The 24,565-nt window shown below is 57.0% G+C and carries 22 protein-coding genes; 6 read left to right on the top strand and 16 right to left on the bottom strand.

Annotated features, from left to right (window positions below; genetic code table 11):
- Window positions 1–12 precede the first annotated feature (12 nt).
- Together trpR and sltY are read right to left on the bottom strand one after the other, a co-directional pair.
- The gene (trpR, locus tag ACNQ0T_RS11575; RefSeq protein ID WP_003856511.1) at window positions 13–342 is read right to left on the bottom strand and encodes a trp operon repressor; all 330 of its coding nucleotides are present in this window, start codon (window positions 340–342) and stop codon (window positions 13–15) included.
- 55 nt (window positions 343–397) lie between these two features.
- Window positions 398–2,335, bottom strand: a complete 1,938-nt coding sequence (sltY, locus tag ACNQ0T_RS11570) for a murein transglycosylase (protein ID WP_022646993.1) — start codon at window positions 2,333–2,335, stop codon at window positions 398–400.
- Window positions 2,336–2,561: 226 nt separating this feature from the next.
- Here sltY and ettA point away from each other — a divergent pair, with 226 nt between their 5' ends.
- Window positions 2,562–4,229 (top strand): energy-dependent translational throttle protein EttA, encoded by a 1,668-nt coding sequence (gene ettA / locus ACNQ0T_RS11565; RefSeq protein WP_014882470.1) that lies wholly within the window; start codon window positions 2,562–2,564, stop codon window positions 4,227–4,229.
- A 126-nt stretch (window positions 4,230–4,355) separates the two neighbouring features.
- Here ettA and ACNQ0T_RS11560 read toward each other — a convergent pair whose 3' ends face one another.
- Window positions 4,356–5,255 carry a LysR family transcriptional regulator gene (locus tag ACNQ0T_RS11560; protein WP_275062544.1) on the bottom strand — a complete coding sequence of 300 codons (900 nt, stop codon included), beginning with the start codon at window positions 5,253–5,255 and terminating at the stop codon, window positions 4,356–4,358.
- A gap of 107 nt (window positions 5,256–5,362) precedes the next feature.
- Between ACNQ0T_RS11560 and ACNQ0T_RS11555 the strand changes: the two genes are divergently transcribed.
- Entirely contained in the window at window positions 5,363–6,364 is a 1,002-nt protein-coding gene (locus ACNQ0T_RS11555; protein WP_046619848.1) for a zinc-binding alcohol dehydrogenase family protein, read from the top strand.
- Window positions 6,365–6,475: 111 nt separating this feature from the next.
- Here the strand turns inward: ACNQ0T_RS11555 and nadR are convergent, their stop codons facing one another.
- The 3 genes from nadR to serB all read right to left on the bottom strand — a co-directional run bounded on the left by nadR (window position 6,476) and on the right by serB (window position 10,173).
- A complete protein-coding gene (gene nadR / locus ACNQ0T_RS11550; RefSeq protein ID WP_003856522.1) occupies window positions 6,476–7,708 on the bottom strand; it encodes a multifunctional transcriptional regulator/nicotinamide-nucleotide adenylyltransferase/ribosylnicotinamide kinase NadR in 1,233 nt (410 codons plus the stop codon).
- Between the two features lie 35 nt (window positions 7,709–7,743).
- Window positions 7,744–9,129, bottom strand: a complete 1,386-nt coding sequence (gene radA / locus ACNQ0T_RS11545) for a DNA repair protein RadA (protein WP_003856523.1) — start codon at window positions 9,127–9,129, stop codon at window positions 7,744–7,746.
- 75 nt (window positions 9,130–9,204) lie between these two features.
- Complete coding sequence (gene serB / locus ACNQ0T_RS11540; RefSeq protein WP_003856524.1) at window positions 9,205–10,173, bottom strand: phosphoserine phosphatase; 969 nt, start codon at window positions 10,171–10,173, stop codon at window positions 9,205–9,207.
- 117 nt (window positions 10,174–10,290) lie between these two features.
- On the opposite strand from serB, the gene ACNQ0T_RS11535 reads away from it, so the two are divergent.
- Window positions 10,291–10,935 (top strand): YtjB family periplasmic protein, encoded by a 645-nt coding sequence (locus tag ACNQ0T_RS11535; RefSeq protein ID WP_015572615.1) that lies wholly within the window; start codon window positions 10,291–10,293, stop codon window positions 10,933–10,935.
- A 39-nt stretch (window positions 10,936–10,974) separates the two neighbouring features.
- On the top strand, window positions 10,975–11,991 hold the full coding sequence (gene lplA, locus ACNQ0T_RS11530) for a lipoate--protein ligase LplA (protein ID WP_337257895.1): 1,017 nt from the start codon (window positions 10,975–10,977) through the stop codon (window positions 11,989–11,991).
- Between the two features lie 85 nt (window positions 11,992–12,076).
- Here lplA and deoD read toward each other — a convergent pair whose 3' ends face one another.
- From deoD to deoC, 4 genes are all read right to left on the bottom strand, one after another.
- Window positions 12,077–12,796, bottom strand: a complete 720-nt coding sequence (gene deoD / locus ACNQ0T_RS11525) for a purine-nucleoside phosphorylase (protein ID WP_003856538.1) — start codon at window positions 12,794–12,796, stop codon at window positions 12,077–12,079.
- A 125-nt stretch (window positions 12,797–12,921) separates the two neighbouring features.
- Complete coding sequence (deoB, locus tag ACNQ0T_RS11520; protein WP_417930058.1) at window positions 12,922–14,145, bottom strand: phosphopentomutase; 1,224 nt, start codon at window positions 14,143–14,145, stop codon at window positions 12,922–12,924.
- A 53-nt stretch (window positions 14,146–14,198) separates the two neighbouring features.
- On the bottom strand, window positions 14,199–15,521 hold the full coding sequence (gene deoA, locus ACNQ0T_RS11515; RefSeq protein ID WP_206226953.1) for a thymidine phosphorylase: 1,323 nt from the start codon (window positions 15,519–15,521) through the stop codon (window positions 14,199–14,201).
- Window positions 15,522–15,621: 100 nt separating this feature from the next.
- Window positions 15,622–16,401 carry a deoxyribose-phosphate aldolase gene (deoC, locus tag ACNQ0T_RS11510; protein ID WP_003856543.1) on the bottom strand — a complete coding sequence of 260 codons (780 nt, stop codon included), beginning with the start codon at window positions 16,399–16,401 and terminating at the stop codon, window positions 15,622–15,624.
- A 263-nt stretch (window positions 16,402–16,664) separates the two neighbouring features.
- On the opposite strand from deoC, the gene ACNQ0T_RS11505 reads away from it, so the two are divergent.
- Both ACNQ0T_RS11505 and ACNQ0T_RS11500 read left to right on the top strand, forming a co-directional pair.
- A complete protein-coding gene (locus ACNQ0T_RS11505; protein WP_048965867.1) occupies window positions 16,665–18,200 on the top strand; it encodes a YjjI family glycine radical enzyme in 1,536 nt (511 codons plus the stop codon).
- Window positions 18,175–19,035, top strand: coding sequence for a YjjW family glycine radical enzyme activase (locus tag ACNQ0T_RS11500; protein WP_417930055.1), 861 nt, complete (start codon window positions 18,175–18,177; stop codon window positions 19,033–19,035). The genes ACNQ0T_RS11505 and ACNQ0T_RS11500 overlap by 26 nt, the downstream gene beginning before the upstream one ends.
- Here ACNQ0T_RS11500 and ACNQ0T_RS11495 read toward each other — a convergent pair.
- The 6 genes from ACNQ0T_RS11495 to yjjG form a co-directional block, all read right to left on the bottom strand.
- Complete coding sequence (locus ACNQ0T_RS11495) at window positions 19,030–19,812, bottom strand: TatD family hydrolase (protein ID WP_046619838.1); 783 nt, start codon at window positions 19,810–19,812, stop codon at window positions 19,030–19,032. The two genes, ACNQ0T_RS11500 and ACNQ0T_RS11495, sit on opposite strands and share 6 nt — an antisense overlap.
- Window positions 19,809–20,861: a patatin-like phospholipase family protein gene (locus ACNQ0T_RS11490; protein WP_023299272.1), complete on the bottom strand. Its 1,053-nt coding sequence runs from the start codon at window positions 20,859–20,861 to the stop codon at window positions 19,809–19,811. The genes ACNQ0T_RS11495 and ACNQ0T_RS11490 overlap by 4 nt, the downstream gene beginning before the upstream one ends.
- Window positions 20,862–20,983: 122 nt before the next feature.
- Window positions 20,984–21,145, bottom strand: coding sequence for a DUF1328 domain-containing protein (locus ACNQ0T_RS11485; RefSeq protein WP_003856556.1), 162 nt, complete (start codon window positions 21,143–21,145; stop codon window positions 20,984–20,986).
- 125 nt (window positions 21,146–21,270) lie between these two features.
- Window positions 21,271–21,888, bottom strand: coding sequence for a molecular chaperone OsmY (gene osmY, locus ACNQ0T_RS11480; RefSeq protein WP_022646982.1), 618 nt, complete (start codon window positions 21,886–21,888; stop codon window positions 21,271–21,273).
- A gap of 304 nt (window positions 21,889–22,192) precedes the next feature.
- Window positions 22,193–23,782, bottom strand: coding sequence for a peptide chain release factor 3 (prfC, locus tag ACNQ0T_RS11475; RefSeq protein WP_022646981.1), 1,590 nt, complete (start codon window positions 23,780–23,782; stop codon window positions 22,193–22,195).
- 92 nt (window positions 23,783–23,874) lie between these two features.
- The gene (yjjG, locus tag ACNQ0T_RS11470; RefSeq protein WP_022646980.1) at window positions 23,875–24,552 is read right to left on the bottom strand and encodes a pyrimidine 5'-nucleotidase; all 678 of its coding nucleotides are present in this window, start codon (window positions 24,550–24,552) and stop codon (window positions 23,875–23,877) included.
- Window positions 24,553–24,565 lie beyond the last annotated feature (13 nt).

The following is a 24,565-nucleotide window of genomic DNA, read 5'->3' as shown; positions in this document are numbered from 1 at the left end:
TAGGCGAAGCCGTCATCCGGCGTTTTTAAGCAATACCGCTTCCAGCCACTGACGCAGTTCAACCGGCGCCGACTTCAGGCTGTTTGAACCCCGGGTAATCGTCGCGATGCCCGCGCCCAGCTCGTTTTTCAGCTCGCGCTGGCTCATTTCGCCGCGCAGCAGTTCCTCAATAATGCGTACCCGTGTACCCAGCGCTTCACGCTCGTCTGGCGTTAGCATCAGCTGTAGCAAGGGTAAATGCAGATCTTTGTCGTAAGACTGGCGGAGCAACTCCACAAAACGAAGCCACTCCTGATGACGCTGTTCGGCCATGGCCGAGGAATACGGGGAATGCTGGGTCATGTTATGCTGCCTCTTGTACTCATTAACGAGTACAGCATAACACAACCCGCGCCGATCAGTAACGTCTCTGCCACTCGGCATCGCTCATCAGGGCATCTTTCTCCCCCATGAAGTGCCGATAGTAGGCGTCATACGCCAGCACGTTCTTCACATATCCGCGCGTTTCCGAGAACGGAATGCTCTCGACGAACGCCACGGCGTCGAGTCGCCCTGCGCTGTTGCCAAGCCATGTCCGCACGCGGCCTGGCCCGGCGTTGTACGCGGCTGACGCGAAGATGCGGTTATTACCGAACTGCTGATAGACGTACTGCAAGTAGCTGGTACCGATGTTGATGTTGGTCTCCGGATCCAGCAGCTGGGACGGGCTGCTGTAGCCTGGGATATTAAACATCTTCACCGTGTGCGTCGCGGTGCCCGGCATAATTTGCATCAGGCCGCTGGCCCCCACCGGCGAACGCACTTTCGGGTTCCAGGCGCTTTCCTGACGGGCAATGGCCATCGCGTAGCTTTGCGGAATATCTTTGCCGCTGGTGTAGCGATCGAACAGATCCTTATAAGCCAGCGGGAAACGCTCTTCGAGATGATCCCACAGCTTGCCGGCGATCGTCGCCTGCACGCTCAGATCCCACCAGCGATTATCAAACGCATAGCGGGCAAGCTGCGCCTTCTCGTCGGTGGTACGGCTGGTGACCAGGTTGGCCCATTCGCTGCGCGCGGTATTATCCAGATTCCAGTACATCAGCTCGCGCACGCGCGCCATTTCCGGACCCTGCGTCAGCGCCGGGTTCGCGTTGGCTGGCGCTTTGTCGATCTTCAGGGTGTACTCCTCACCCAGACGTTGCGCCGCCGCCATCGGGTAGAAGCCGCGCTGCTGCATCAGGGAGTGGAGGATCGCTTTGGCTTCGTCTTCACGACCACGCTCCAGCAGCAGGTCCGCCTGCCAGTAACGCCATTCATCTTTCTCTTTAGCATCCATCGGCAGGCGCGCCAGCCAGGTATTGAGGCCACGACGATCGCCCGTTCCCAGCGCCATGCGCACGCGACGCTCCACCAGCGAGACAGAGTTTGAACGCATTACCGCGTCGTCACGCCAGCGCGCCTGTTCGTCGGTGACATCTGTTCCCATCAGTCGCCATGCCACAATATCGCGCAGTTCCTGGGTTTGATCGTCATTAAGCTGCTGGGCCTGCACCAGCTGCGGGATCATCAGCCGGGCGTTTTCCACATCCTCACGCGCCACGCTGGCAAAGGCCACCGCCGCCATCTGGCGGGTAAAATCGGTCGCGCCGGTGGTACGCGCAAACGTCAGCACGGTATTGGGATCGTTTGCCAGACTGATAACGGCAGAGGCAATGGTCTGATAATCCGCGGGCATCTGGCCCGCCAGCACGGTAACCAGCCGGGTGTTTCCGGCCTTCATCGCCAGGCGAATACGTTCCAGGTAAGAGAGCGGATCCTGCTTGCCCGAGGCGCGCCAGGCGCTGAACAGCGGGTCACAGGCGTTTGGCTGGCTTTTGCCCGTCAACCACAGCTCTTTCGCGCCGGTCCAGGCTTCCTCCTGCTGACCGGTCGCCCATTTCGCATAATAGTAATTACACTGCGCTTCCGTCGCGCCCGGCTTATCCGGGCTGAAAGCCAGCAGGCCGCGCCAGTCTTCGCGACGGGCCAGCTCGTTCACAAACCGGGACTTCAGGGTACGCGCAGGCGGCAGTGTCGGGTTCGCCTGAATGAAGTTATTTACGGTGACGGTCGGTTGATTCATGAGATCATCAGTGATCTGACGATACTCCAGATACGGATACAGCGGATAATCCTTCAGCGTCGGCATCAGCGCCTGCACGGTATCCATCTGCTTGTTGTCCCATGCCTGCTTAATCTGGGCATAGCGGTTACGTTGTTCATCCAGTGAATCGGCATGCACCGCCTGGCTTACCGCCATTACGCATACGCTGGCAGCCAGCAGACGCCAGACCACCCGTTTGGCTTTTTCCACAAGCTCTTCCTCATTGTTTTTCGTCAGTTGCAGCGTCTTGCCACGTTAAAGTTACCTCAACTTATGCTAACCAGGCATCCCACAACGCGCCACGTCATGGACACTTTTTTACCTTTCTTGCGCGTTTTAACACTCCCGACGTTCCTGGCTGGGATTAGGGCGTGAAAAAGGCTACACTTCGAGGCTGAAATTCATTCTCATCACGATAAAAGAGGCGAAGTCCAACGTGGCTCAATTCGTTTATACCATGCATCGTGTCGGCAAAGTTGTCCCGCCGAAACGTCATATTCTTAAAAATATCTCGCTGAGCTTTTTCCCGGGCGCAAAAATCGGTGTTCTGGGTCTCAACGGTGCCGGTAAGTCCACCCTGCTGCGCATCATGGCCGGCATCGATACAGACATCGAAGGTGAAGCCCGTCCGCAGCCTGGCATCAAGATCGGCTACCTGCCGCAGGAACCTCAGCTGAACCCGGAACACACCGTGCGTGAATCCGTTGAAGAAGCGGTATCCGAAGTGGTTAACGCCCTGAAAGGTCTGGATGAAGTGTATGCCAAATACGCCGAGCCGGATGCGGACTTCGACAAACTGGCCGCTCAGCAAGGCAAATTTGAAGAGATTATCCAGGCGCACGACGGTCACAACCTGAACGTGCAGCTGGAGCGCGCGGCAGATGCCCTGCGTCTGCCGGACTGGGATGCGAAAATCGCGAATCTCTCCGGTGGTGAACGCCGCCGCGTGGCGCTGTGCCGCCTGCTGCTGGAAAAACCAGACATGCTGCTGCTCGACGAACCGACCAACCACCTGGATGCGGAATCCGTGGCGTGGCTGGAACGCTTCCTGCACGACTTCGAAGGCACCGTGGTGGCAATTACCCACGACCGCTACTTCCTCGACAACGTGGCGGGCTGGATCCTGGAGCTGGACCGCGGCGAAGGTATTCCGTGGGAAGGTAACTACTCCTCCTGGCTGGAACAGAAAGATCAGCGTCTGGCGCAGGAAGCGTCTCAGGAAGCGGCTCGTCGTAAGTCTATCGAGAAAGAGCTGGAGTGGGTTCGTCAGGGCGCGAAAGGCCGTCAGTCCAAGGGCAAAGCCCGTCTGGCACGCTTCGAAGAGCTGAACAACACCGAATACCAGAAGCGTAACGAAACCAACGAACTGTTTATCCCGCCTGGCGCACGTCTGGGGGATAAAGTGGTTGAAGTGACCAACCTGCGTAAGTCATACGGCGACCGCCTGCTGATCGACGATCTGACCTTCTCCGTACCGAAAGGCGCTATCGTCGGCATCATCGGTCCGAACGGCGCGGGTAAATCCACCCTGTTCCGCATGATGTCCGGTCAGGAACAGCCTGACAGCGGCTCTATCACCCTGGGTGAGACCGTGAAGCTGGCCTCCGTTGACCAGTTCCGTGACGCGATGGACAACAGCAAAACCGTGTGGGAAGAAGTCTCCGGCGGTCTGGATATCATGCGTATCGGCAACACCGAGATGCCAAGCCGCGCCTATGTTGGCCGCTTTAACTTCAAGGGCACCGACCAGGGCAAACGCGTGGGCGAGCTGTCTGGCGGTGAGCGTGGTCGTCTGCACCTGGCGAAGCTGCTTCAGGTTGGCGGCAACGTTCTGCTGCTCGATGAACCTACCAACGACCTGGACATCGAAACCCTGCGCGCGCTGGAAAACGCCCTGCTGGAATTCCCGGGCTGCGCCATGGTTATCTCGCACGACCGCTGGTTCCTTGACCGTATCGCAACCCACATTCTGGACTACCAGGACGAAGGTAAAGTGGAGTTCTTCGAAGGTAACTTCACCGAATACGAAGAGTACAAGAAACGCACGCTGGGCGCAGACGCGCTGGAGCCGAAGCGTATTAAGTACAAGCGTATTGCGAAATAAAAGCAAAACGGCAACTTCGGTTGCCGTTTTTTATGCTTGTTCCCTCTCCCCGTGAGGGGGCCAGAGTGAGGGCATCAGGCCGCACAGTGTGTAGGCCGGGTAAGGCGAAGCCGCCACCCGGCCTTTTTATTTGCCCACGTAATACCGCTTCACCTCATCAAACTGCATCGCAAAGTCGATATAGCTCATCAGCGCAGGCGAATTGAGCTTACGGCTCGGATAGGCCAGCCAGAGATCGTTCCCCTCAACGCGCCACTCCGGTAGCACCTTTACCAGCGCGCCCTTTTCGATTTTATCTTCCAGCAGGAATGCGGGTAACAGCGTGATCCCCGCCCCGGCAATGGCGCATTCTCGGGCGTACACCAGGTTATCCGTCATGTGGGCGTTATCCGGCAGGTAGCGGTAATCCTCACTCTCGCTTCGCAGAAGCCACTCCGACCATGCCCGGTGCGTAATGCAGCGGTGATCCACCAGCTGTCGGGGATGGATTAACGGCGCCCGACGCGCCAGATAGTCAGGCGAGGCCAGCATGTAGCGCGGACAGTGCCCAATCATGCGGCCAATCAGGGAAGAATCCTGCGGTTTGCCGGTGCGCAGCGCCACGTCAAAACCCGACTCGACCAGATCTACCACATCGTCTGAAATTGATACATCCAGCGACACGTCAGGGTAGCGAAGCTGGAACTCGGCATTCATATGCGCCAGCAGCGTCGCGCCAATCCCTGCCGGACAGGTGATCCTCAGCCGTCCGCTGGGGTTTTCTCGCAGCCGCTGAATGGCATACTCCGCGCGCTCGCTGGCCGCCAGCATCTCGCGGCAGTGCACCAGATAGTGCTCGCCCGCAAACGTCAGGCTTATTCTGCGCGTCGTGCGGTTAAGCAGGCGGATCCCCAACTGCTGCTCCAGCTGGCTAATGCGCTGGCTGACGCTGGATTTCGGCAGTTCAGCCTTCTGCGCCGCCGCAGTAAAGCTGCCCATCTCAGCCACCAGCGCAAACAGCGCCATATCCTGTAGCTGTTTAAACATGATTGTTCACCCTGTACGAACGCTGAGTTCTTGATTGTCCATCTTATCATGCAACTGACCACTTAATAGACTAGCCTCAACACAACGCATTCATTGAGGAGAACATCATGTCTGTTAAAGCCATTGCCGTTAACCCAGAAAATCCCTCCACCTTCGTTGAAATTACCCCGCCGATGCCGCAGCCCGGCGAGTACGATCTGCTGGTGGAGGTGAAAGCCGTCTCCGTAAACCCGGTGGATACCAAAGTACATGCAGGCATTGCCAAAAGCGGACTGAAGGAGCCGCGCATTCTCGGGTGGGATGCCAGCGGGATCGTCAAAGCCGTCGGGGCTGGCGTCACCGGATTCAAACCGGGTGACGAAGTATGGTACGCGGGGGATATCACCCGACCGGGCAGCAATACCACGCACCAGCTTATCGATGCGCGCATTGTCGGGCACAAGCCTGCAAACCTTGGCTGGGCCTCTGCGGCAGCACTGCCGCTGACGGCGCTCACCGCGTGGGAAGGCCTGTTTGAACGGCTGAAGATTCAGGATGCCGACGCAGATAAAACGCTGCTGATAATTGGCGGCGCGGGTGGAGTCGGATCGCTGGCGATCCCGTTTGCGAAGCACAACAGCAAGGTGAAGATCGTCGCAACCGCCTCACGAGAAGATTCCGCCCGGTGGTGTCGCGATCGCGGGGCTGACGTTGTCGTAAATTACCGCGACCTGAAGGGTGAACTGGCGAAACAGGGGCTCACCTTTGTGGATTACATTTTTATCCTCAACGACACCGACGGGCACTGGGATGCGGTCAGCGATCTGATTGCCCCTCAGGGACACATTTGTTCCATCGTTGAAAATGCGCATCCGCTAAACCAGGACAAGCTGAAGTCCAAATCTGCCGCCCTGCACTGGGAATTTATGTACACCCGCAGCATGTACCAGACCGCGGATATGGCGCGCCAGGGCGAGATTTTAAATGAGGTGGCGAAGCTGGTGGATAACGGCGTGGTGGAAAGCTCGCTCAGCGAAACGCTGCACGGGCTGAGCGTGGAAAGCATTACCGAAGCGCACCGCATGGTGCTGGAGGGGCATATGCGTGGGAAAGTGGTGGTTGAGTTCTGAGTGGTTTGTTCCCCCTCACCCTGCCCTCTCCCCACGGGGGAGAGGGTAAAGACAGCTCCGTGCGATCCCCTCTCCCCTTTGGGGAGAGGGTTAGGGTGAGGGGTAAGTTTTTTACCCCTGCTCACCCATCATCTCTTTCACCAGCTCGACGCAGCGCAGGAAACGGGTGTCGTAATCCGACTCTTCCACATGCACAAACTCAACGTTGTTCTCGTTGAGCATCTCCACCAGCATGGTCTGGAACTCACGCCTGTCTACCGAGCTGCCCAGGCTGCGCATACCGTCGGCTACCCATGGGGTGTTGTTTTCCAGCAGGATAACCAGATCAAAGCGGTATTCATCAATCAGCGCCTGCACAAACGGGTGCTCACGTCCTTCGTACTTTTTACAGAATGCCTGCGTGGTGACGAAATCGGTATCAATAAACGCGACTTTATTGGCGTATTTCACCGCGAAATCAATGTACTGGGCATGACCAAGCGCGATTTTATCGTAGTCGGAATACTGTAATGCCATCTCGTCACCACCGAGGTGTGAGAAGACGTAATCGCGGCCATACTCCCACGCACTGGTGGTATTGAAGATATTCGCCAGCTTATTCACCAGCGTCGATTTCCCGCTGGACTCGCCGCCGAGGATCGCCACCGTACGCACGAAGAATGGCTTCACCTCGGTCGGAATGTAGTCCCAGTAGCGGAACGGGTTCTCGCGGATCTGCGCCCCGCTGATGTTCATAAAGGTGCGTTTAGGATCGATCAGCACGGTTTCGATGCCCAGATGCTCGCGGAACTGCGGCGCGTCGGACTCTTCAGAGGTGTAGATCCAGTTAGGTGCAATGCCCTTCTCTTCCATAAACGCTTTGATGCCGTTGCTCCACACGTCCCAGCCGTGCGGGTACGGCTCCATGCCCTCTTCGTTAAAGGCATGAATACGAATATTTTTCTGATACTTAAATGTCTGAAGTAGCCAGCGCAGGCGGTCCGGCACGGTGGGCTGCTGCGACATGGCGCTGTCTTCAAACAGCTGGCGATCGCGGGTTTCATCATAACCCATGATGATATGCAGCTCGTCGACCTGACTACAGGCGCGCTGGATCAGATAGATGTGGCCGGTATGCAGCGGGTAGAACTTACCGAACACCACGCCAATGTTCTTTTGCATCCGCGGAAATTCAAGCCCCAGAAAACGGTGCAGCGCTTCCAGCTTCTGCGCGCTGGGGCTTTTGATTTTGGCGTTCAGCAGTTGGCTCAGGTAGCCCTTGGTCATGCCGCTGGCGTCCGCTACCTGCTGTAACGTGCAGCCCTTCTGGCGGATAGCGGTCTTGATGTAGTCAAATGATGACATAAATTACGGTGCCTCCTGCAAAATCGAATACGTAATTATAAGTCGTCAAAGACATTTAACGCATCTGCGAGTTTTTTAACGCCAAAAACCTGCATCCCTTCCGGGATTTTTTTCGGCACGTTGGCGGCCGGAACAATTGCGCGGCGGAAGCCATGTTTTGCCGCTTCGGAGATACGCTCCTGACCGCTCGGCACCGGGCGAATTTCGCCCGCCAGCCCTACTTCGCCAAATACCACCAGATCCTGCGGCAACGGTCTGTCGCGCAGGCTGGAGACCATCGCCAGCAACAGCGCCAGATCCGCGCTGGTTTCCGTAACCTTCACCCCACCAACCACGTTGACGAACACATCCTGATCCGCCATTTGCAGGCCGCCGTGACGGTGCAACACCGCCAGCAGGATCGCCAGGCGGTTCTGTTCCAGACCGACCGCCACGCGCCGCGGATTACCCATCATCGAGTGATCCACCAGCGCCTGAATTTCAACCAGCAGCGGACGCGTCCCCTCCCACAGCACCATCACCGAACTACCGGACGTAATCTCGTCGCCACGGCTCAGGAAGATGGCCGACGGGTTGCTGACTTCGCGCAGCCCCTGCTCGGTCATGGCAAACACGCCCAGTTCATTCACCGCGCCGAAGCGGTTTTTATGGCTGCGCAGGGTACGAAAACGGGAATCCGCATCGCCGTCGAGCATCACCGAGCAGTCGATACAGTGCTCAAGCACTTTCGGGCCGGCCAGCGAGCCGTCTTTGGTGACGTGGCCCACCATCACTATCGCTACGCCGCGCGTTTTGGCAAAGCGCGTTAAGTACGCAGCCGTTTCACGCACCTGCGCCACGCTCCCCGGTGACGACTGAATGTCCGCCATGTGCATCACCTGGATGGAGTCGATCACCATGAGCTTCGGCTGCTCTTCTTCGGCGATCATGCAGATCTGCTCGATGCTGGTTTCCGAGAGCATATTCAGATTGCCGGTCGGCAGACCGAGGCGGTGCGCGCGCATCGCCACCTGCTGGAGTGACTCTTCGCCCGTGACGTACAGGGTTTTCATCTGTTCGGCGAGCTTGCAGAGCGTTTGCAGCAGCAGGGTCGATTTACCCGCGCCCGGGTTACCGCCGATCAGAATAGCGCTGCCCGGCACTACGCCACCGCCGAGCACGCGGTCAAATTCTTTGAATCCGGTTGAGAAGCGCGGCAGCGCCTCAAGGCTGATATCCGAAAGTTTTTGTACCTTCGACACGCCTGCATTGCCCGCATAGCCGCTCAGCCGTTCATTGCGGGCCACGCTCGGCGAAGCCGCCACACCACGCACTTCGGTGATGGTGTTCCAGGCATGACAGGCGCTGCATTGCCCCTGCCAGCGCGGATAATCCGCACCACATTCATTACAGACAAATGCGCGTTTTGGAGCTTTCGCCACGGTTTACCTCGTTATTTCTGTGCGGTCTGCGCGCCGGATAGCGCTGACGCTTACCCGGCCTACAAAAGCAGGCCGCTATTTTTGATTAATGCTGCCGGAGAGAATGCAGAACACGCCCATCAGGTCAGCATGACGGATAGTGACTTCCGTCTTTTCATTCACTTTCGGCTTGGCGTGGTAGGCAATACCCAGTCCGGCAACTTTGATCATCGGCAGATCGTTCGCGCCATCGCCGATGGCGACGGTCTGTTCGACCGGAATGGCGTATTTCTCCGCCAGACGCGTCAGCGTATTGGCTTTGTACTGCGCATCCACGATGTCGCCAATCACTTGTCCGGTAAGTTTGCCGTCCATGATCTCCAGCTCGTTTGCCACCACGGTGGTCAGACGCAGCTTGTCACGCAGGTAATCGGCAAAGAAGGTGAACCCACCGGAGGCAATCGCCACTTTCCAGCCGAGCGTCTCCAGCTTGAGCACCAGCTGCGTCAGCCCTGGCATCAGGGGCAGTTCATCGCGCACCTGACGCAAAATGTTAGCATCGGCCCCCTTCAGGGTCGCCACGCGCTGTCTCAGGCTGGCGGTGAAATCCAGCTCGCCGCGCATCGCGCGCTCGGTGACTTCAGCCACCAGCTCGCCGCTGCCCGCCAGTTTAGCAATCTCGTCAATACACTCGATCTGAATGGCGGTAGAGTCCATGTCCATCACCAGCAGGCCCGGCGTTTTCAGATGCGGGATCTTGCCGAGCGGGGCTACGTCCAGCCCGGCGTCGTGCGCCAGACGCGTGGCGCGCTGCGTCAGGGAACCCGCCAGGCGAATAACCTGATAATCTTCCACGCACCAGGCCGCAACGATGACCATCGCTGCGCCCAGTTTAGTTTGATACTGGGTGAGGCGTTGCTTATCCAGGCCGCGTCCGTACAGCAGCCAGCCGCTACGGCCAGCGTGGTAATCGAGAGGCATCACCTCATCGCCACTTAAAGAGAGCGGCAATCCTGGCCATAAAGAGACATCCGTTGGCAGGTCGCACCAGGTAATGTTCGGCATTGAAGCTCCTGTAATTTCGTTCGCGCCGGAAGGTTCCAGAGGGAAAATAACGCATGAGGCTACCCTGTAACCATCACTTCTGGCAACATTAAGCCGTAAATTTTAAGCAGGTGGAATATGGCTCGCGCAAAACTGAAATTCCGGCTTCATCGCGCCGTGATTGTCCTGATCTGTCTCGCACTATTAGTGGCGCTTATGCAGGGGGCATCCTGGTTTAGCCAGAATCACCAACGACAGCGTAACCCACAGTTTGAAGAACTGGCCCGTACGCTGGCGCGCCAGGTGACGCTCAACGTTGCGCCGTCTATGCGCACCGAAACGCCGGATGACAAGCGGATAGCCCAGGTATTGCGCCAGCTTACGGAAAACAGCCGCATTCTGGATGCGGGCGTGTACGATGAACAGGGCGACCTGATTGCCCGCGCGGGTGAGCATGTCGACGTGCGCGACAGGCTGGCGCTGGACGGCAAAAAAGCTGGCGGTTATTTCAATCAACAAATCGTTGAACCCATTCAGGGCAAGAATGGCCCACTCGGCTATTTACGTCTGACACTCGACACCCACACCCTGCCAACCGAAGCCAAACAGGTGGATAACACCACCAATATTTTGCGCCTGATGCTGCTGCTCTCGCTGGCGATTGGCGTGGTACTGGCGCGCACGCTGCTGCAAGGCAAGCGCACCCGCTGGCAGCAGTCGCCGTTCCTGTTAACCGCCAGCAAGTCAGTTCCCGAAGAGGAAGAGAGCGAGAAGAAAGAATAGTGATAAAGTAGGCGGATGATTCGGAAAAGGAACTCTGCCATGTCGACGTTACGCCTGCTTATCTCTGACTCTTACGATCCCTGGTTTAATCTCGCGGTAGAAGAGTGCATCTTCCGCCAGATGCCCGCCACCCAGCGCGTCCTGTTTCTCTGGCGCAACGCTGATACGGTCGTTATTGGCCGCGCGCAAAATCCGTGGAAAGAGTGTAACACCCGCCGTATGGAAGAGGACAACGTCCGCCTGGCGCGCCGCAGCAGCGGCGGCGGTGCGGTGTTCCATGATCTCGGCAACACCTGCTTTACCTTTATGGCGGGCAAGCCGGAATACGACAAAACCATCTCGACCTCCATTGTGCTCAACGCGCTCAATTCGCTCGGCGTGACGGCTGAAGCCTCGGGTCGTAACGATCTGGTGGTGAAAACACCTGAAGGCGACCGGAAAGTGTCAGGCTCAGCCTACCGCGAAACGATGGATCGCGGATTCCACCACGGCACATTATTGCTGAATGCCGATCTGAGCCGTCTGGCAAACTATCTGAACCCGGACAAGAAAAAGCTCCAGGCGAAAGGCATTACCTCCGTGCGCGGTCGCGTGGCGAATCTGGTGGATCTGCTGCCGGGGATTACTCATGAGCAGATTTGCGACGCGATCCGTGAAGCCTTTTTCAAGCATTACGGTGAACGCGTAGAAGCCGAGGTGATTTCTCCGGATAAAACCCCGGACCTGCCCAACTTCGCGGAAACCTTTGCGCGCCAGAGCAGCTGGGAGTGGAACTTCGGTCAGGCACCGGCGTTTTCACACCTGCTGGATGAGCGATTTACATGGGGCGGCGTTGAGCTGCACTTTGACGTGGAGAAGGGCCATATCACCCGCACGCAGGTCTTTACGGATAGTCTCAATCCTGCACCGCTGGAGGCGCTGGCCGCACGTTTACAAGGCTGTCTGTATCGGGCGGATATGTTGCAGCAGGAGTGTGATGCATTAATTGGGGATTTTCCGGAGCAGGAAAAAGAGCTGCAGGATGTATCGGCGTGGATTGCTCAGGCCGTGCGCTAGTAAAAAAGCCCGCTGGCGCTGCGCTTAGCGGGCCTACAAAACCGTAGGCCGGGTCAGGCGAGGCCGCCACCCGGCACAACAGCTCTTACTCTTTATCGCCCAGCAGAACGGATTCCAGCGCGATTTTGATCATGTCGTTGAAGGTGGTCTGACGCTCGGCAGCGGTGGTCTGCTCGTGAGTACGGATATGGTCAGACACGGTGCAGATGGTCAGCGCTTTCGCACCGAATTCAGCCGCCACGCCGTAGATACCGGCCGCTTCCATTTCCACGCCCAGAATGCCGTATTTTTCCATCACGTCGAACATGTCGCCTTCTGGCGAGTAGAACAGATCGGCAGAGAACAGGTTGCCCACGCGCGCGTCAACGCCCAGCGCTTTTGCTGCGTCAACCGCGTTACGCACCATGTCAAAATCAGCGATGGCCGCAAAGTCATGATCTTTAAAGCGAATGCGGTTGACTTTAGAGTCGGTGCACGCGCCCATGCCGATCACCACGTCACGCAGCTTAACGTCCATGCGCACCGCGCCGCAGGAGCCGACACGGATGATTTTCTTCACGCCGAAATCGGTGATCAGCTCTTTGGTATAGATGGAGCAGGATGGGATACCCATGCCGTGACCCATCACGGAGATTTTGCGGCCTTTATAGGTACCGGTGAAGCCCAGCATGCCACGCACGTTGTTCACTTCACGCACGTCTTCGAGGAAGGTTTCTGCAATGTGTTTCGCGCGCAGCGGGTCGCCCGGCATCAATACGACGTCAGCGAAATCACCCATTTCTGCATTAATGTGAGGAGTTGCCATCTTCAGTTCCTTTTACATTGTTGTTTTTGCCGGGTGGCGGCTGCGCCTTACCCGGCCTACATTCTGTTCTCCCTCTCCCTGTGGGAGAGGGTCGGGGTGAGGGCATCAGGCCTCACCCAATCCGTTTAGAACATAGCCTTGCCATATTCCATGTCAGACGTACCAAAGTATTTCGCAATCGTCTGGCCGATGTCCGCGAAGGTTTCACGATGACCCAGCGAGCCCGGTTTGACTTTCGGGCCGTACACCAGCACCGGAATGTGCTCACGGGTGTGGTCGGTACCGGTCCAGGTCGGGTCACAGCCATGGTCAGCGGTCAGGATCAGAATGTCATCTTCCCCCACCAGCTCCATCAGCTCTGGCAGACGGCGGTCAAACAGCTCCAGACCCGCGGCATAACCGGCAACGTCGCGACGGTGGCCCCAGGAGGAGTCGAAGTCCACGAAGTTGGTGAAGACAATGGTCTTGTCGCCCGCTTCTTTCATCTCTTTGATGGTGGCGTCGAACAGCGCATCCAGACCGGTCGCTTTGACCTTTTTGGTGATGCCGCAGTTAGCGTAGATGTCCGCGATTTTACCTACGGAAACGACCTGGCCGTCTTTCTCGTCGACGAGTTTTTGCAGCACGGTCGGCGCCGGTGGCTCCACGGCCAGATCGTGACGGTTGCCGGTACGCTGGAAGTTACCCGCTTTGTCGCCGATAAACGGACGCGCGATAACACGGCCAATGTTGTAGCCGCCTTCGGTCAGCTCTTCACGGGCGATCTCGCACAGCTCGTACAGTTTATCCAGGCCAAACGTCTCTTCGTGGCAGGCGATCTGGAACACAGAGTCAGCAGAGGTATAGAAAATCGGTTTGCCGGTTTTCATGTGCTCTTCGCCGAGCTGATCCAGAATCACGGTACCGGAAGAGTGGCAGTTGCCGAGGTAGCCCGGCAGGTTGGCGCGCTTCACCAGCTTATCGAGCAGCTCCTGCGGGAAGCTGTTCTCGTGATCGGAGAAGTAACCCCAGTCAAACAGCACCGGCACGCCAGCGATTTCCCAGTGACCGGACGGCGTATCTTTACCGGAAGAGAGCTCGTGCGCCCACGCGTAGGCGCCCACCACTTCCGCGTTTCCGTCCATACCGGCTGCGATTTTACCGGTAGAACCTTCATGCGCTTTTACCAGCCCGAGGCGGGTCAGGTTTGGCAGGTTCAGAGGGCCTTTACGACCGTTGTCCGCTTCGCCTTTTACACAGGCTTCCGCGATGTGACCCAGGGTATCGGAACCCACGTCACCAAAACGTTCTGCATCTTCGGTTGCGCCGATGCCGAATGAGTCCAGCACCATAATAAATGCACGTTTCATAATTGTTCTCCGTACTTAGTGCTTCATAAAAATGCGATCAGATCAGTATACCGCTATTCAGTAATACGACGATAGACCGTCGGTGTGGTTTCCGGTGCTTTATCGTCAAGAGTTATTGCCGCCTTCACCGCTTTCGCCGCGTCCTGCCAGCTGGCTTCGTCTTTCGCGTGGATCACCGCCAGCGGACGTTGGCCGTCAACGCTGTCGCCCAGACGGGCCATATCGGTAAAGCCGACGCTGTAATCAATGGTGTCCGATGCCTGACGACGACCGCCGCCCATAGACACGACCGCCATGCCGAGCGCGCGGGTATCCATAGCCGAGACAAAGCCTTCACTGTCCGCATAGACCGCTTTGCTGAGCATCGCGGTGGGCAGGTATTTCGCGTATTTTTCCACGAAGTCGGTCGGGCCTTTCTGCGCCGCCACCATCCGACCAAAGATCTCCGCCGCTTTGCCGTTGTCCAGCACCGCCTGAAGCTTCGCGCGGGCTTCCGCGTCGTCTTTGGCCAGCTTGCCGGAGATGAGCATCTCAACGCACAACGCCATGGTGACATCGAACAGGCGCGGGTTACGGTATTCGCCTTTGAGGAACTGCACGGCCTCGCGGACTTCAACAGCGTTACCGGCGCTGGACGCCAGCACCTGGTTCATGTCCGTCAGCAGTGCGGTGGTGCGCACGCCCGCGCCGTTGGAAACGCCAACGATCGCTTCAGCCAGCGCCTCAGAGAGTTCATAGGTCGGCATAAACGCGCCGCTGCCCACTTTCACATCCATCACCAGCGCGTCCAGCCCTTCCGCCAGCTTTTTGGCGAGGATAGAGGCGGTGATCAGCGGGATGGAGTCTACGGTCGCGGTAATGTCACGCGTCGCGTAGAAACGCTTGTCTGCTGGCGCAAGAGAGCTGGTCTGGCCGATAATCGCCACGCCAACGTCTTTAATAATGTCGCGGAAGCGGTTGTCATCCGGGAAGATATCGAAGCCCGGAATGGCTTCCAGTTTGTCGAGCGTACCGCCGGTATGACCCAGGCCGCGCCCGGAAATCATCGGGATGTAACCGCCGCAGGCTGCCACCATCGGGCCAAGCATCAGGGAGGTCACGTCGCCCACGCCGCCGGTGGAGTGTTTGTCCACAATCGGGCCGTTGAGGTTGAGGCTTTTCCAGTCCAGAACGGTTCCTGAATCTCGCATCGCCATGGTCAGGGACACGCGCTCAGGCATCGACATATCGTGGAAGAAAATGGTCATCGCCAGAGCCGCAATCTGCCCTTCAGAGATGGTGTTATCACGAATGCCGTTGATAAAGAAGCGGATCTCTTCGTCGCTTAATGCATGACCATCACGTTTTTTACGAATAATTTCTTGTGCGAGAAACACGGTAACCTCCATGCGGAATCGGGTGAATGGCGGCGGGTATGTTGACCCGCCCTACGATCCTGTAGGCCGGGTTAGCGTAGCGCCACCCGGCAATTCAAACTTAGTAGCTGCTAGCGCTCTTACCGTCACCGTGACCCAGCGCTTTCAGCAGGCTGGCCAGCAGGCTGGACGCGCCGAAGCGGTAGTGGCGGGAGTCCGCCCAGTCGGCGCCGAACAGCTCGTCGGCAATCGCCAGGAACTGCTGCGCGTCTTCTGCGGTACGCACGCCGCCTGCCGGTTTGAAGCCAACGGTTTTGGACACGCCCATATCACGGATAACTTCCATCATGATGCGCGCGCTTTCCGGAGTCGCGTTGACCGGCACTTTACCGGTAGAGGTTTTAATGAAATCCGCGCCCGCTTTGATAGAGATTTCAGACGCTTTACGAATCAGCGCCTCTTCTTTCAGCTCGCCGGTTTCGATGATCACTTTAAGCAGCACGTTTGCCGCCGCACATGCGTCTTTACAGGCTTTCACCAGGTCAAAACCGACCTGCTCGTTGCCGGCGATCAGCGCGCGGTACGGGAATACCACGTCAACTTCGTCTGCGCCGTACGCAATCGCCGCGCGGGTTTCCGCCAGCGCGATCTCGATGTCGTCATTACCGTGCGGGAAGTTAGTCACGGTCGCAATGCGCACGTCCGGCGTGCCCTGTTCTTTCAGCGTTTTGCGGGCAATCGGGATAAAACGCGGGTAGATACAGACGGCGGCGGTATTACCCACTGGCGTTTTTGCCTGATGGCACAGGGCGATGACTTTTTCATTGGTGTCGTCATCATTCAGGGTGGTCAGGTCCATCAGTTTCAACGCGCGCAGGCTGCTTGCAGTTAAATCGGTCATAACATTCTCCAACGGCAGTGCCGTATAAATTTTACCTTGCGGGTCTGTGAGTATTCTAACATTCACCCGCATCCACACTTCGACATTCATCACAGTTAATGAAAACTGTGTGCAAATTTGCATTACTGTAATGAGATCTTCTTCAAACTTTCATGCGTCAACCGCCGACAAAAGCAGCGATACCCCCTGTCGGATCAAAAGCCCCGGCAGGCTGGCTTCTTACAATTCGTTCACCATCCGCAGAACCCTCAAGGAAGTTGAACATGCCCGACGCCCTGCAACAACGATGCCAGCACATTGTGACCAGCCCGGTGTTAACCCCGGAACAAAAACGTCATTTTCTGGCGCTGGAAGCGGAGAACAATCTGCTCTATCCCGCTCTGCCAGAGGCGGCCCGCGCCGCGCTGGACGAGGGATACATCTGCGACATGTTCGAAGGCCATGCGCCTTACAAACCGCGCTACGTGCTGCCGGACTACGCTAAATTTCTGGCTAACGGCTCAGAATGGCTGGAGCTGGAAGGGGCGAAAGATCTGGATGATGCCCTCTCACTGCTCACTATCCTTTATCACCATGTTCCGTCCGTCACATCGATGCCAGTCTATCTGGGTCAGCTCGATGAGATACTCAACCCATATGTTAAAATTCTAACACAGGATGAAATCGATAGCCGAATAAAACGTTTCTGGCGTTACCTGGACAGAACCCTGCCCGATGCCTTTATGCATGCCAATATCGGCCCGGCGGATACGCCCGTCACGCGTGCCATTTTGCGAGCGGACGCAGAGCTGAAGCAGGTCGCGCCGAACCTGACCTTTATTTACGACCCGGACGTCACCCCTGACGATCTGCTGCTGAGCGTGGCGAAAAACATTTGCGAGTGCAGTAAGCCGCATATTTCCAATGGCCCGGTGAATGATAAAATTTTCACAAAAGGTCGTTATGGCGTGGTGAGCTGTTACAACTCCCTGCCGCTGGCGGGCGGCGGCAGCACGCTGGTGCGCCTTAACCTGAAAGCGATTGCGGAGCACAGCCGCTCACCGGAAGACTTTTTCACCCGTACCCTTCCCCACTACTGCCAGCAACAAATCGCGATCATTAATGCGCGCTGCGATTTTTTATATGAACAATCCGGCTTCTTTGAGAATAGCTTCCTGGTGAAAGAGGGGCTGATTGATGCCGATCGTTTTGTACCGATGTTTGGCATGTACGGTCTGGCCGAAGCGGTAAACGTGCTGTGCGAGAAAGCAGGCATTACGGGACGGTACGGTAAAAACGAGCAGGCCAATGCGCTGGGCCACCGCATCAGTGAACAGCTGGCGGCGTTCGTAGAAAACACGCCGGTGAAACACGGCTGGCAGCACCGCGCGATGCTGCACGCGCAGTCAGGGATCAGTTCTGATTCAGGCACCACGCCGGGGGCGCGTCTGCCGTACGGTGACGAGCCAGATCCCATCAGCCACCTGCTGGCCGTAGCCCCGCACCATAAACACTATCATTCGGGGATCAGCGATATTCTCACCCTGGATGAGACGGTTAAACGCAATCCTCAGGCGGTGGTGCAGCTGTGCCTGGGAGCGTTCAACGCCGGTATGCGTGAGTTCACCGCGAATGTGGCCGGAAACGACCTGGTGCGCGTCACCGGGTATATGGTGCGGCTCTCCGACCTGGAGAAATATCGGGAGGCCGGCTCGCGCACCAACACCACCTGGCTCGGCGAGGAGGCCGCGCGCAATACCCGTATTCTGGAACGTCAGCCACGCGTGATAAGCCATGAACAGCAGATGCGCTTTAGTTAGTCAGGTTATTCCCTTCTCCTGCGTGGACGGGCCGGGCAGCCGCCTGGCGCTGTTCCTCCAGGGCTGTAACCTGCGCTGCAAAACCTGCCACAACCCGTGGACCATCGGGCGCTGCAACGACTGCGGCGACTGTGTTCCCCACTGTCCTCATGATGCGCTGACGATTCAGGCCGGGCGCGTCTGGTGGCAGGAGAGTCACTGTCAGCAGTGCGATACCTGCCTGCACCTGTGTCAGCAGCAGGCGACGCCGATGGCGCAGCGATACAGCGTCGAGGAGATCCTCTCACGGATCCGCACGTCCGCGCCGTTTATTGAGGGCGTGACCGTCAGCGGGGGTGAGGCCACCACGCAGCTGCCGTTTGTGGTTGCGCTGTTCACCGCGATCAAAGCCGATCCGTCCCTGCGCCATCTGACGTGCATGGTGGACAGCAACGGCCTGTTAAGCGAAACCGGCTGGCAAAAGCTGTTACCGGTGTTTGACGGCGCGATGGTGGATCTGAAAGCCTGGGGCAATGAACATCACCGTTTTCTGACCGGGCGTGAAAACACGCTGATCAAGCAGAGCATCCGCTGGCTGGCCGATCGTCATCGCCTGACGGAACTGCGCCTGCTGGTGATCCCCGATCGGTGTGATTATCTGCAACATCTGTCATCGCTGACCGCTTTTATCCACGCGTTGGGGAACGTTCCGGTGCGGATCAACGCGTTTCATGCCCATGGGGTTTACGGGGAGGCGGCGCGATGGCGGAGCGCCACGCCGGAGGACATCGAGCCGCTGGCGCAGGCCCTGGAACGACAGCAGATCACGGTGATCCGCCCGGCCCTTTATCTATAGCGTGATGCCGAAGACCGCGCGGGTATTTTCCAGCAGCGTGCTGGCAATCACATCTTCAGGCTCCTGACGCAGCTCGCACAACACATCAAAAACGCGCGCCGCCTGCTCCGGGCGGTTGGGCTGGCCCTGAAAACCATTCAGCGGCATGTCAGGGGCATCCGTTTCCAGCAGGAGCGAAGACAGGGGGAGTTGCGCCATCACATCCCGGGTTTTGCTGGCTCGCGGATAGGTGATGGTGCCGCCGACGCCAATTTTATAGCCCAGCTCGATAAAACGCTGCGCCTGCTGAAGGCTTCCAGCGAAGCCATGGACCACGCCCCTGCGCGGCACGTCGATGCGCTTCAGGTGCATCGCCAGTTTGTCATGGGTGCGCCTGGAGTGGAGGATCACCGGCAGATCGTGGCGCTTTGCCAGCCGGAGCTGCGCATCCAGGATCGTCTGCTGGCGTTCAAACTGCGGATCTTCACGATAGAGATCGAGGCCGATCTCACCGATGGCAACCAGCTTCGTATCCGCGTTTTGCAGCGTGGCATCCAGCCTGTCGAGATGGTCATCAAGATGGTGCTCAATCACGATCGGATGCAGACCCAGCGCGGCATACAGCGCATCGTGACCCTGGGCAAGCGCCAGGACTTTCTCGAATCTCGCCGCTTCAATAGCGGGCACAATAATGGCTCTCACACCGGCCTCAGCCGCACGCGCAATACTTGATGTTTCCTCCCCGCTAAACGGCGGGAAATCAAAGTGGCAATGGGTATCGATAAAAGAGTGCGTCACGCCAGGTCCTCGTTATCGAGTATGCCGTCGTTGGCCTGCGGCGCGTCCACCAGCGGCATCGCCACCGCGTCATTGGCCACACTAGCGGGTGGCAATATGATGCTTTTATGCCGATGAAGAGGCGGTTGCTCGGCCAGCATTTTCCCGACGGTCGCCAGGAAGTATCGCCCGCATAGCCGCCCCGTTTTGTAATCCATACGCAACGCAGGCAGCCGACTGCCCAGCGCCATGCTCAGCAGCGGCTTCGGCGGATAAATTTCAAAGATGCGCAGCTTGCCCGGTGGTTTTTCAATAAAACGCTGCATCGCGCCATAGGTGGTTTCATGCTGCTTCGCGATATTCACCAGCGGTTGCAGGCTGCTGTCGCCCAGCCAGCGTTCCATCCGCTTAAACCACTGTGGGGTGTAATACATCTGCGAAGGCACCGTGCGGATCACCACAATGGTTTTCGCCCCGCGCCGCGCGGCCTCCTGTACCGGCACCGCGTCGCTGATACCGCCGTCAAGATAGTTTATCCCCTCCAGCAGCGCGCCGGTACGGTAGAAACCCGGGATCGCGCTGGAAGCGCGAATGATATCCAGCCAGTTCTCTTTCTGCGGCGAAAAGTAACCCGGCGAATAGTCATCGCCACGGCTGGCGCACATCCAGAACGCTTTGCCGGTATCGAACAGTCGTGACGCGGTATCCATGGCCAGCGGCATCTGGCTGGAGGTGGCATCCAGTAACCAGTCGAGATCGATCAGGTTCCCGCCGCGCACGAAGCGTACCGGATTGAAGAATTCTTTGGAGGTGGTGTAGCGCATAATCACTTTGCGCGCATAGCCGGGCTGGTTGCAGACATAGGCGGAGAGGTTCTGCGCCCCGGCAGAGGTACCGAAGTAGAGATCGAACGGGTTGAATTGCGCGCGCATAAATTCGTCGAGCACGCCGGCGGTAAAAATACCGCGCTGCCCGCCCCCTTCACAGACCAGCGCAAGCTGGCCTGCATGAAACGGTTTTAACGTCAGCGGCGCAATATTGCCGAGCGTCACGGGAATTCGTTGCCCCACCTCTGCCTTCCTGTTTTCATTATTTTGATGAGACACAGTAACGCACATTCCCGATGGTTCTCAAACGAGAAAAAGCCAGTCACGAGGACTGGCTTGAGTTTGTTTAATAACTATTGCGTTTGCTACGGGCGACGTCGACCCGTAAACAGGCTGACCAGGAACAGAATAATACCGACGACGAAAACAATTTTCGCTGCCCATGCCGCGGTACCCGCCAGTCCACCAAAGCCCAATGCGGCGGCAATTAACGCGATAACCAGAAATATAATGCCCCAACGAAACATAAGCCTCTCCTTTACCATAGTTAATGTCGGCCGCTAAACGTGAGCGCTCAGGTCACTCACCGGCTTTTCCAGAGTCGTTTTTATTTCGCCCGCGGTTTTCAGCCAGACGGGCGAGTGGTACTGCTTTACTTCGTTTTCAGATCGTTTTTGACGCTTTTCACACCATCAATAGCTTTCGCAATTGACTCGGCACGATCGCTTTGTGCCTGGTTCTCAACCGTACCGGACAGCTGGACCACACCATCAGTGGTTTCAACTTTCACCATACGGGATGGCACGATGTCGTCAGCTAACAGTTTAGCTTTGATTTCGCTGGTAGTTGCTGCATCTCCGGCATAGCCCTTCACCGACGATTCTTTGCTGTCACGTACGTGCAGTTTGTCGCTTACAGAGCTTACGCCCTCAACGCCTTTCGCTACTTTAACGGCCTCTTCAGCCTGAGTCTGGCTTTCAACGAAACCGCTCAGAGTGACAACCTTGTTGTCGGTTTTAACAGAAATATCGGTGCTCTTAATGGATTCATGATCCACCAGTGCGGCTTTCACTTTTGCTGTGATAGAGCTGTCATCCATGAAATTACCGACTTTATTCATAGAGCTATCGATTTTTTCCCCTGCGGTATTAGCGGTATTTTGCGCTTTATCCATGGTGCTGGATTCCGCCAGAGCAGAACCGCTTACCAGGACACTACCCAACGTTACAGCCAGCAGAGTTTTAGAAATCTTCAGTCTTGTCATATTCATCGATTTATTCCTGTGTTTTGCCCGTTATTTGGGCGACATACTTCCCTAAATCTTGGTTTTATATATTGCGAATTAACACACGGGCGAAATGGAGAACCAGTGGACATGCATTGAACAGTTAATTCATCCACGCCCGGTGCTAAACACTGAGTTAAATATAGATCACAATCAGAGGGGTGCATTCAGAATTGGGGAAAAAACGAACGAATAGCGAAAAATTACGTTGAATTAAGAACATTCCGCAAGGGTTTAATAACACTGGAATTAAAGAAGAGCACGGCGGCTGCCGTGCTCTGTGAGGGAATTAATGCTCGCGCGTTTTGCGGAACTGAACGTCGGGATAACGTTCCTGCGTCAGGTTCAGGTTAACCATAGTCGGGGCGATATAGGTCAGATTATCGCCACCGTCCAGCGCCAGCTGAACTTCGTTCTTACGCTTAAACTCTTCGAATTTCTTCACGTCTGAACATTCAACCCAGCGCGCGGTCGCCACGTTCACCGATTCGTAAATCGCTTCCACGTTGTACTCGCTCTTAAGACGGGCAACTACCACGTCAAACTGGAGCACACCCACCGCGCCCACGATCAGATCGTTGTTGGCGATAGGGCGGAACACCTGTACAGCCCCCTCTTCCGAAAGCTGGACCAGGCCTTTCAGCAGCTGCTTCTGCTTAAGCGGATCGCGCAGGCGAATGCGGCGGAACAGTTCCGGCGCGAAGTTCGGGATACCGGTGAACTTCATCATTTCGCCCTGCGTGAAGGTATCGCCGATCTGAATGGTACCGTGGTTGTGTAAACCAATGATGTCACCCGGATAGGCTTCTTCCACGTGGGAACGGTCGCCTGCCATGAAGGTCAGCGCGTCGGAAATCACTACGTCTTTACCAATACGCACCTGACGCAGCTTCATGCCCTTTTCGTACTTACCGGAAACCACGCGCATAAAGGCGACGCGGTCACGGTGTTTCGGGTCCATGTTGGCCTGAATTTTAAAGACGAAGCCGGAGAACTTCTCTTCCTTCGCTTCTACTTCGCGGGTGTCGGTTTTACGCGGCATCGGCTGCGGGGCCCACTCAACCAGACCGTCGAGCATATGGTCAACGCCGAAGTTGCCGAGTGCGGTACCGAAGAAGACCGGGGTAATGTCACCGCTCAGGAACAGTTCTCTGTCGAACTCGTGAGAAGCGCCTTTGACCAGCTCAAGCTCATCGCGCAGTTGCGCGGCCAGCTCTTCACCGACAGCGGCGTCCAGCTCCGGGTTGTCCAGCCCTTTCACGATGCGGACTTCCTGAATAGTGTGGCCCTTACCGGTCTGATACAGGTAGGTTTCGTCTTTATAGAGGTGGTAAACCCCTTTGAACAGCTTGCCGCAGCCAATCGGCCAGGTGATTGGCGCGCAGGCGATTTTCAGCTCGTTTTCCACTTCATCCATCAGCTCCATCGGATCACGGATGTCACGGTCGAGTTTGTTCATAAAGGTGAGGATCGGCGTATCGCGCAGACGAGTGACTTCCATCAGCTTGCGGGTACGATCTTCAACACCTTTCGCCGCGTCGATCACCATCAGGCAGCAGTCCACCGCCGTCAGGGTACGGTAGGTATCTTCGGAGAAGTCTTCGTGCCCCGGGGTGTCCAGCAGGTTCACCAGGCAGTCATGATACGGGAACTGCATCACGGAGGTGGTAATCGAAATACCACGCTGCTTTTCCATCTCCATCCAGTCGGATTTAGCATGCTGGCTGGAGCCACGGCCTTTAACGGTACCCGCGGTCTGGATCGCCTGTCCGAACAGCAGCACCTTCTCGGTGATGGTCGTTTTACCGGCATCCGGGTGCGAGATAATGGCAAAAGTGCGGCGTTTGGCCACCTCTTGCAGATAAGGAGACAACGTCATAATCAATTCTTCTTAGGTAAGCGCGGCAGCAGGCCGCGCATCATGGAATACGAAAAATGCGGCTATTTTACCCATCAACAGGGGGCAGGCAATCATTGTTTACACAGGAGCTGCTCCAGTTCGTTCAATGACGTAACGGTCCAGGTCGGCTCGATGCCTTCCGGCAGCGTGCGGCCATGCGCATTCAGCCAGACGGTCGACAGGCCCGATCTCATACCTCCCAGAATATCAGATTCTGCCGTATCCCCCACCATCAGCACGCGATCGCGGTCAGGATTGCCCGCTTGCGCCAGCGCATAATCGAAAATACGCGGATCCGGCTTCGGCACGCCTACCTCTTCGGAGATCACCAGCGCGTCGAAATGATCGCGCAAGCCAGTGCGTTCAAGGCGGATCTGCTGAAGCGCGGTAAAGCCGTTGGTGATGATCCCAAGCTTCACCTTCCCTTTCAGCGAATCCAGCAGAGAAACGGCGCCGGGCAGCGGCGCGCAGATATCCGCCATCGCATTCAGGAAGGCCTCGTTCAGCACCCCAGGACTGATGTTTAACCGTTCAGCCCAGACGTCAAAACGCTGATGCTGAAGCTGTAACGCGGTGATGGCTCCGTTCTGGTAATCCACCCACAGCGGCTTGTTCACCGCCTGATAGTCCTGAAAATCTTCCGCGGTGAACGTCACGCTATAGTCGAGAAACATCCGCTGTAGGCCGCCGAACGAGTCAAACGTAAACAGCGTTTCGTCGGCATCAAAGAAAATCCAGTCCCATTTCATCGTTACAACCTTA

It is taken from the genome of Enterobacter cloacae complex sp.6700776, from assembly GCF_048284255.1.
Taxonomy (GTDB): Bacteria; Pseudomonadota; Gammaproteobacteria; order Enterobacterales; family Enterobacteriaceae; genus Enterobacter; species Enterobacter intestinihominis.
This window is presented reverse-complemented; position numbering and strand designations above follow the sequence as displayed.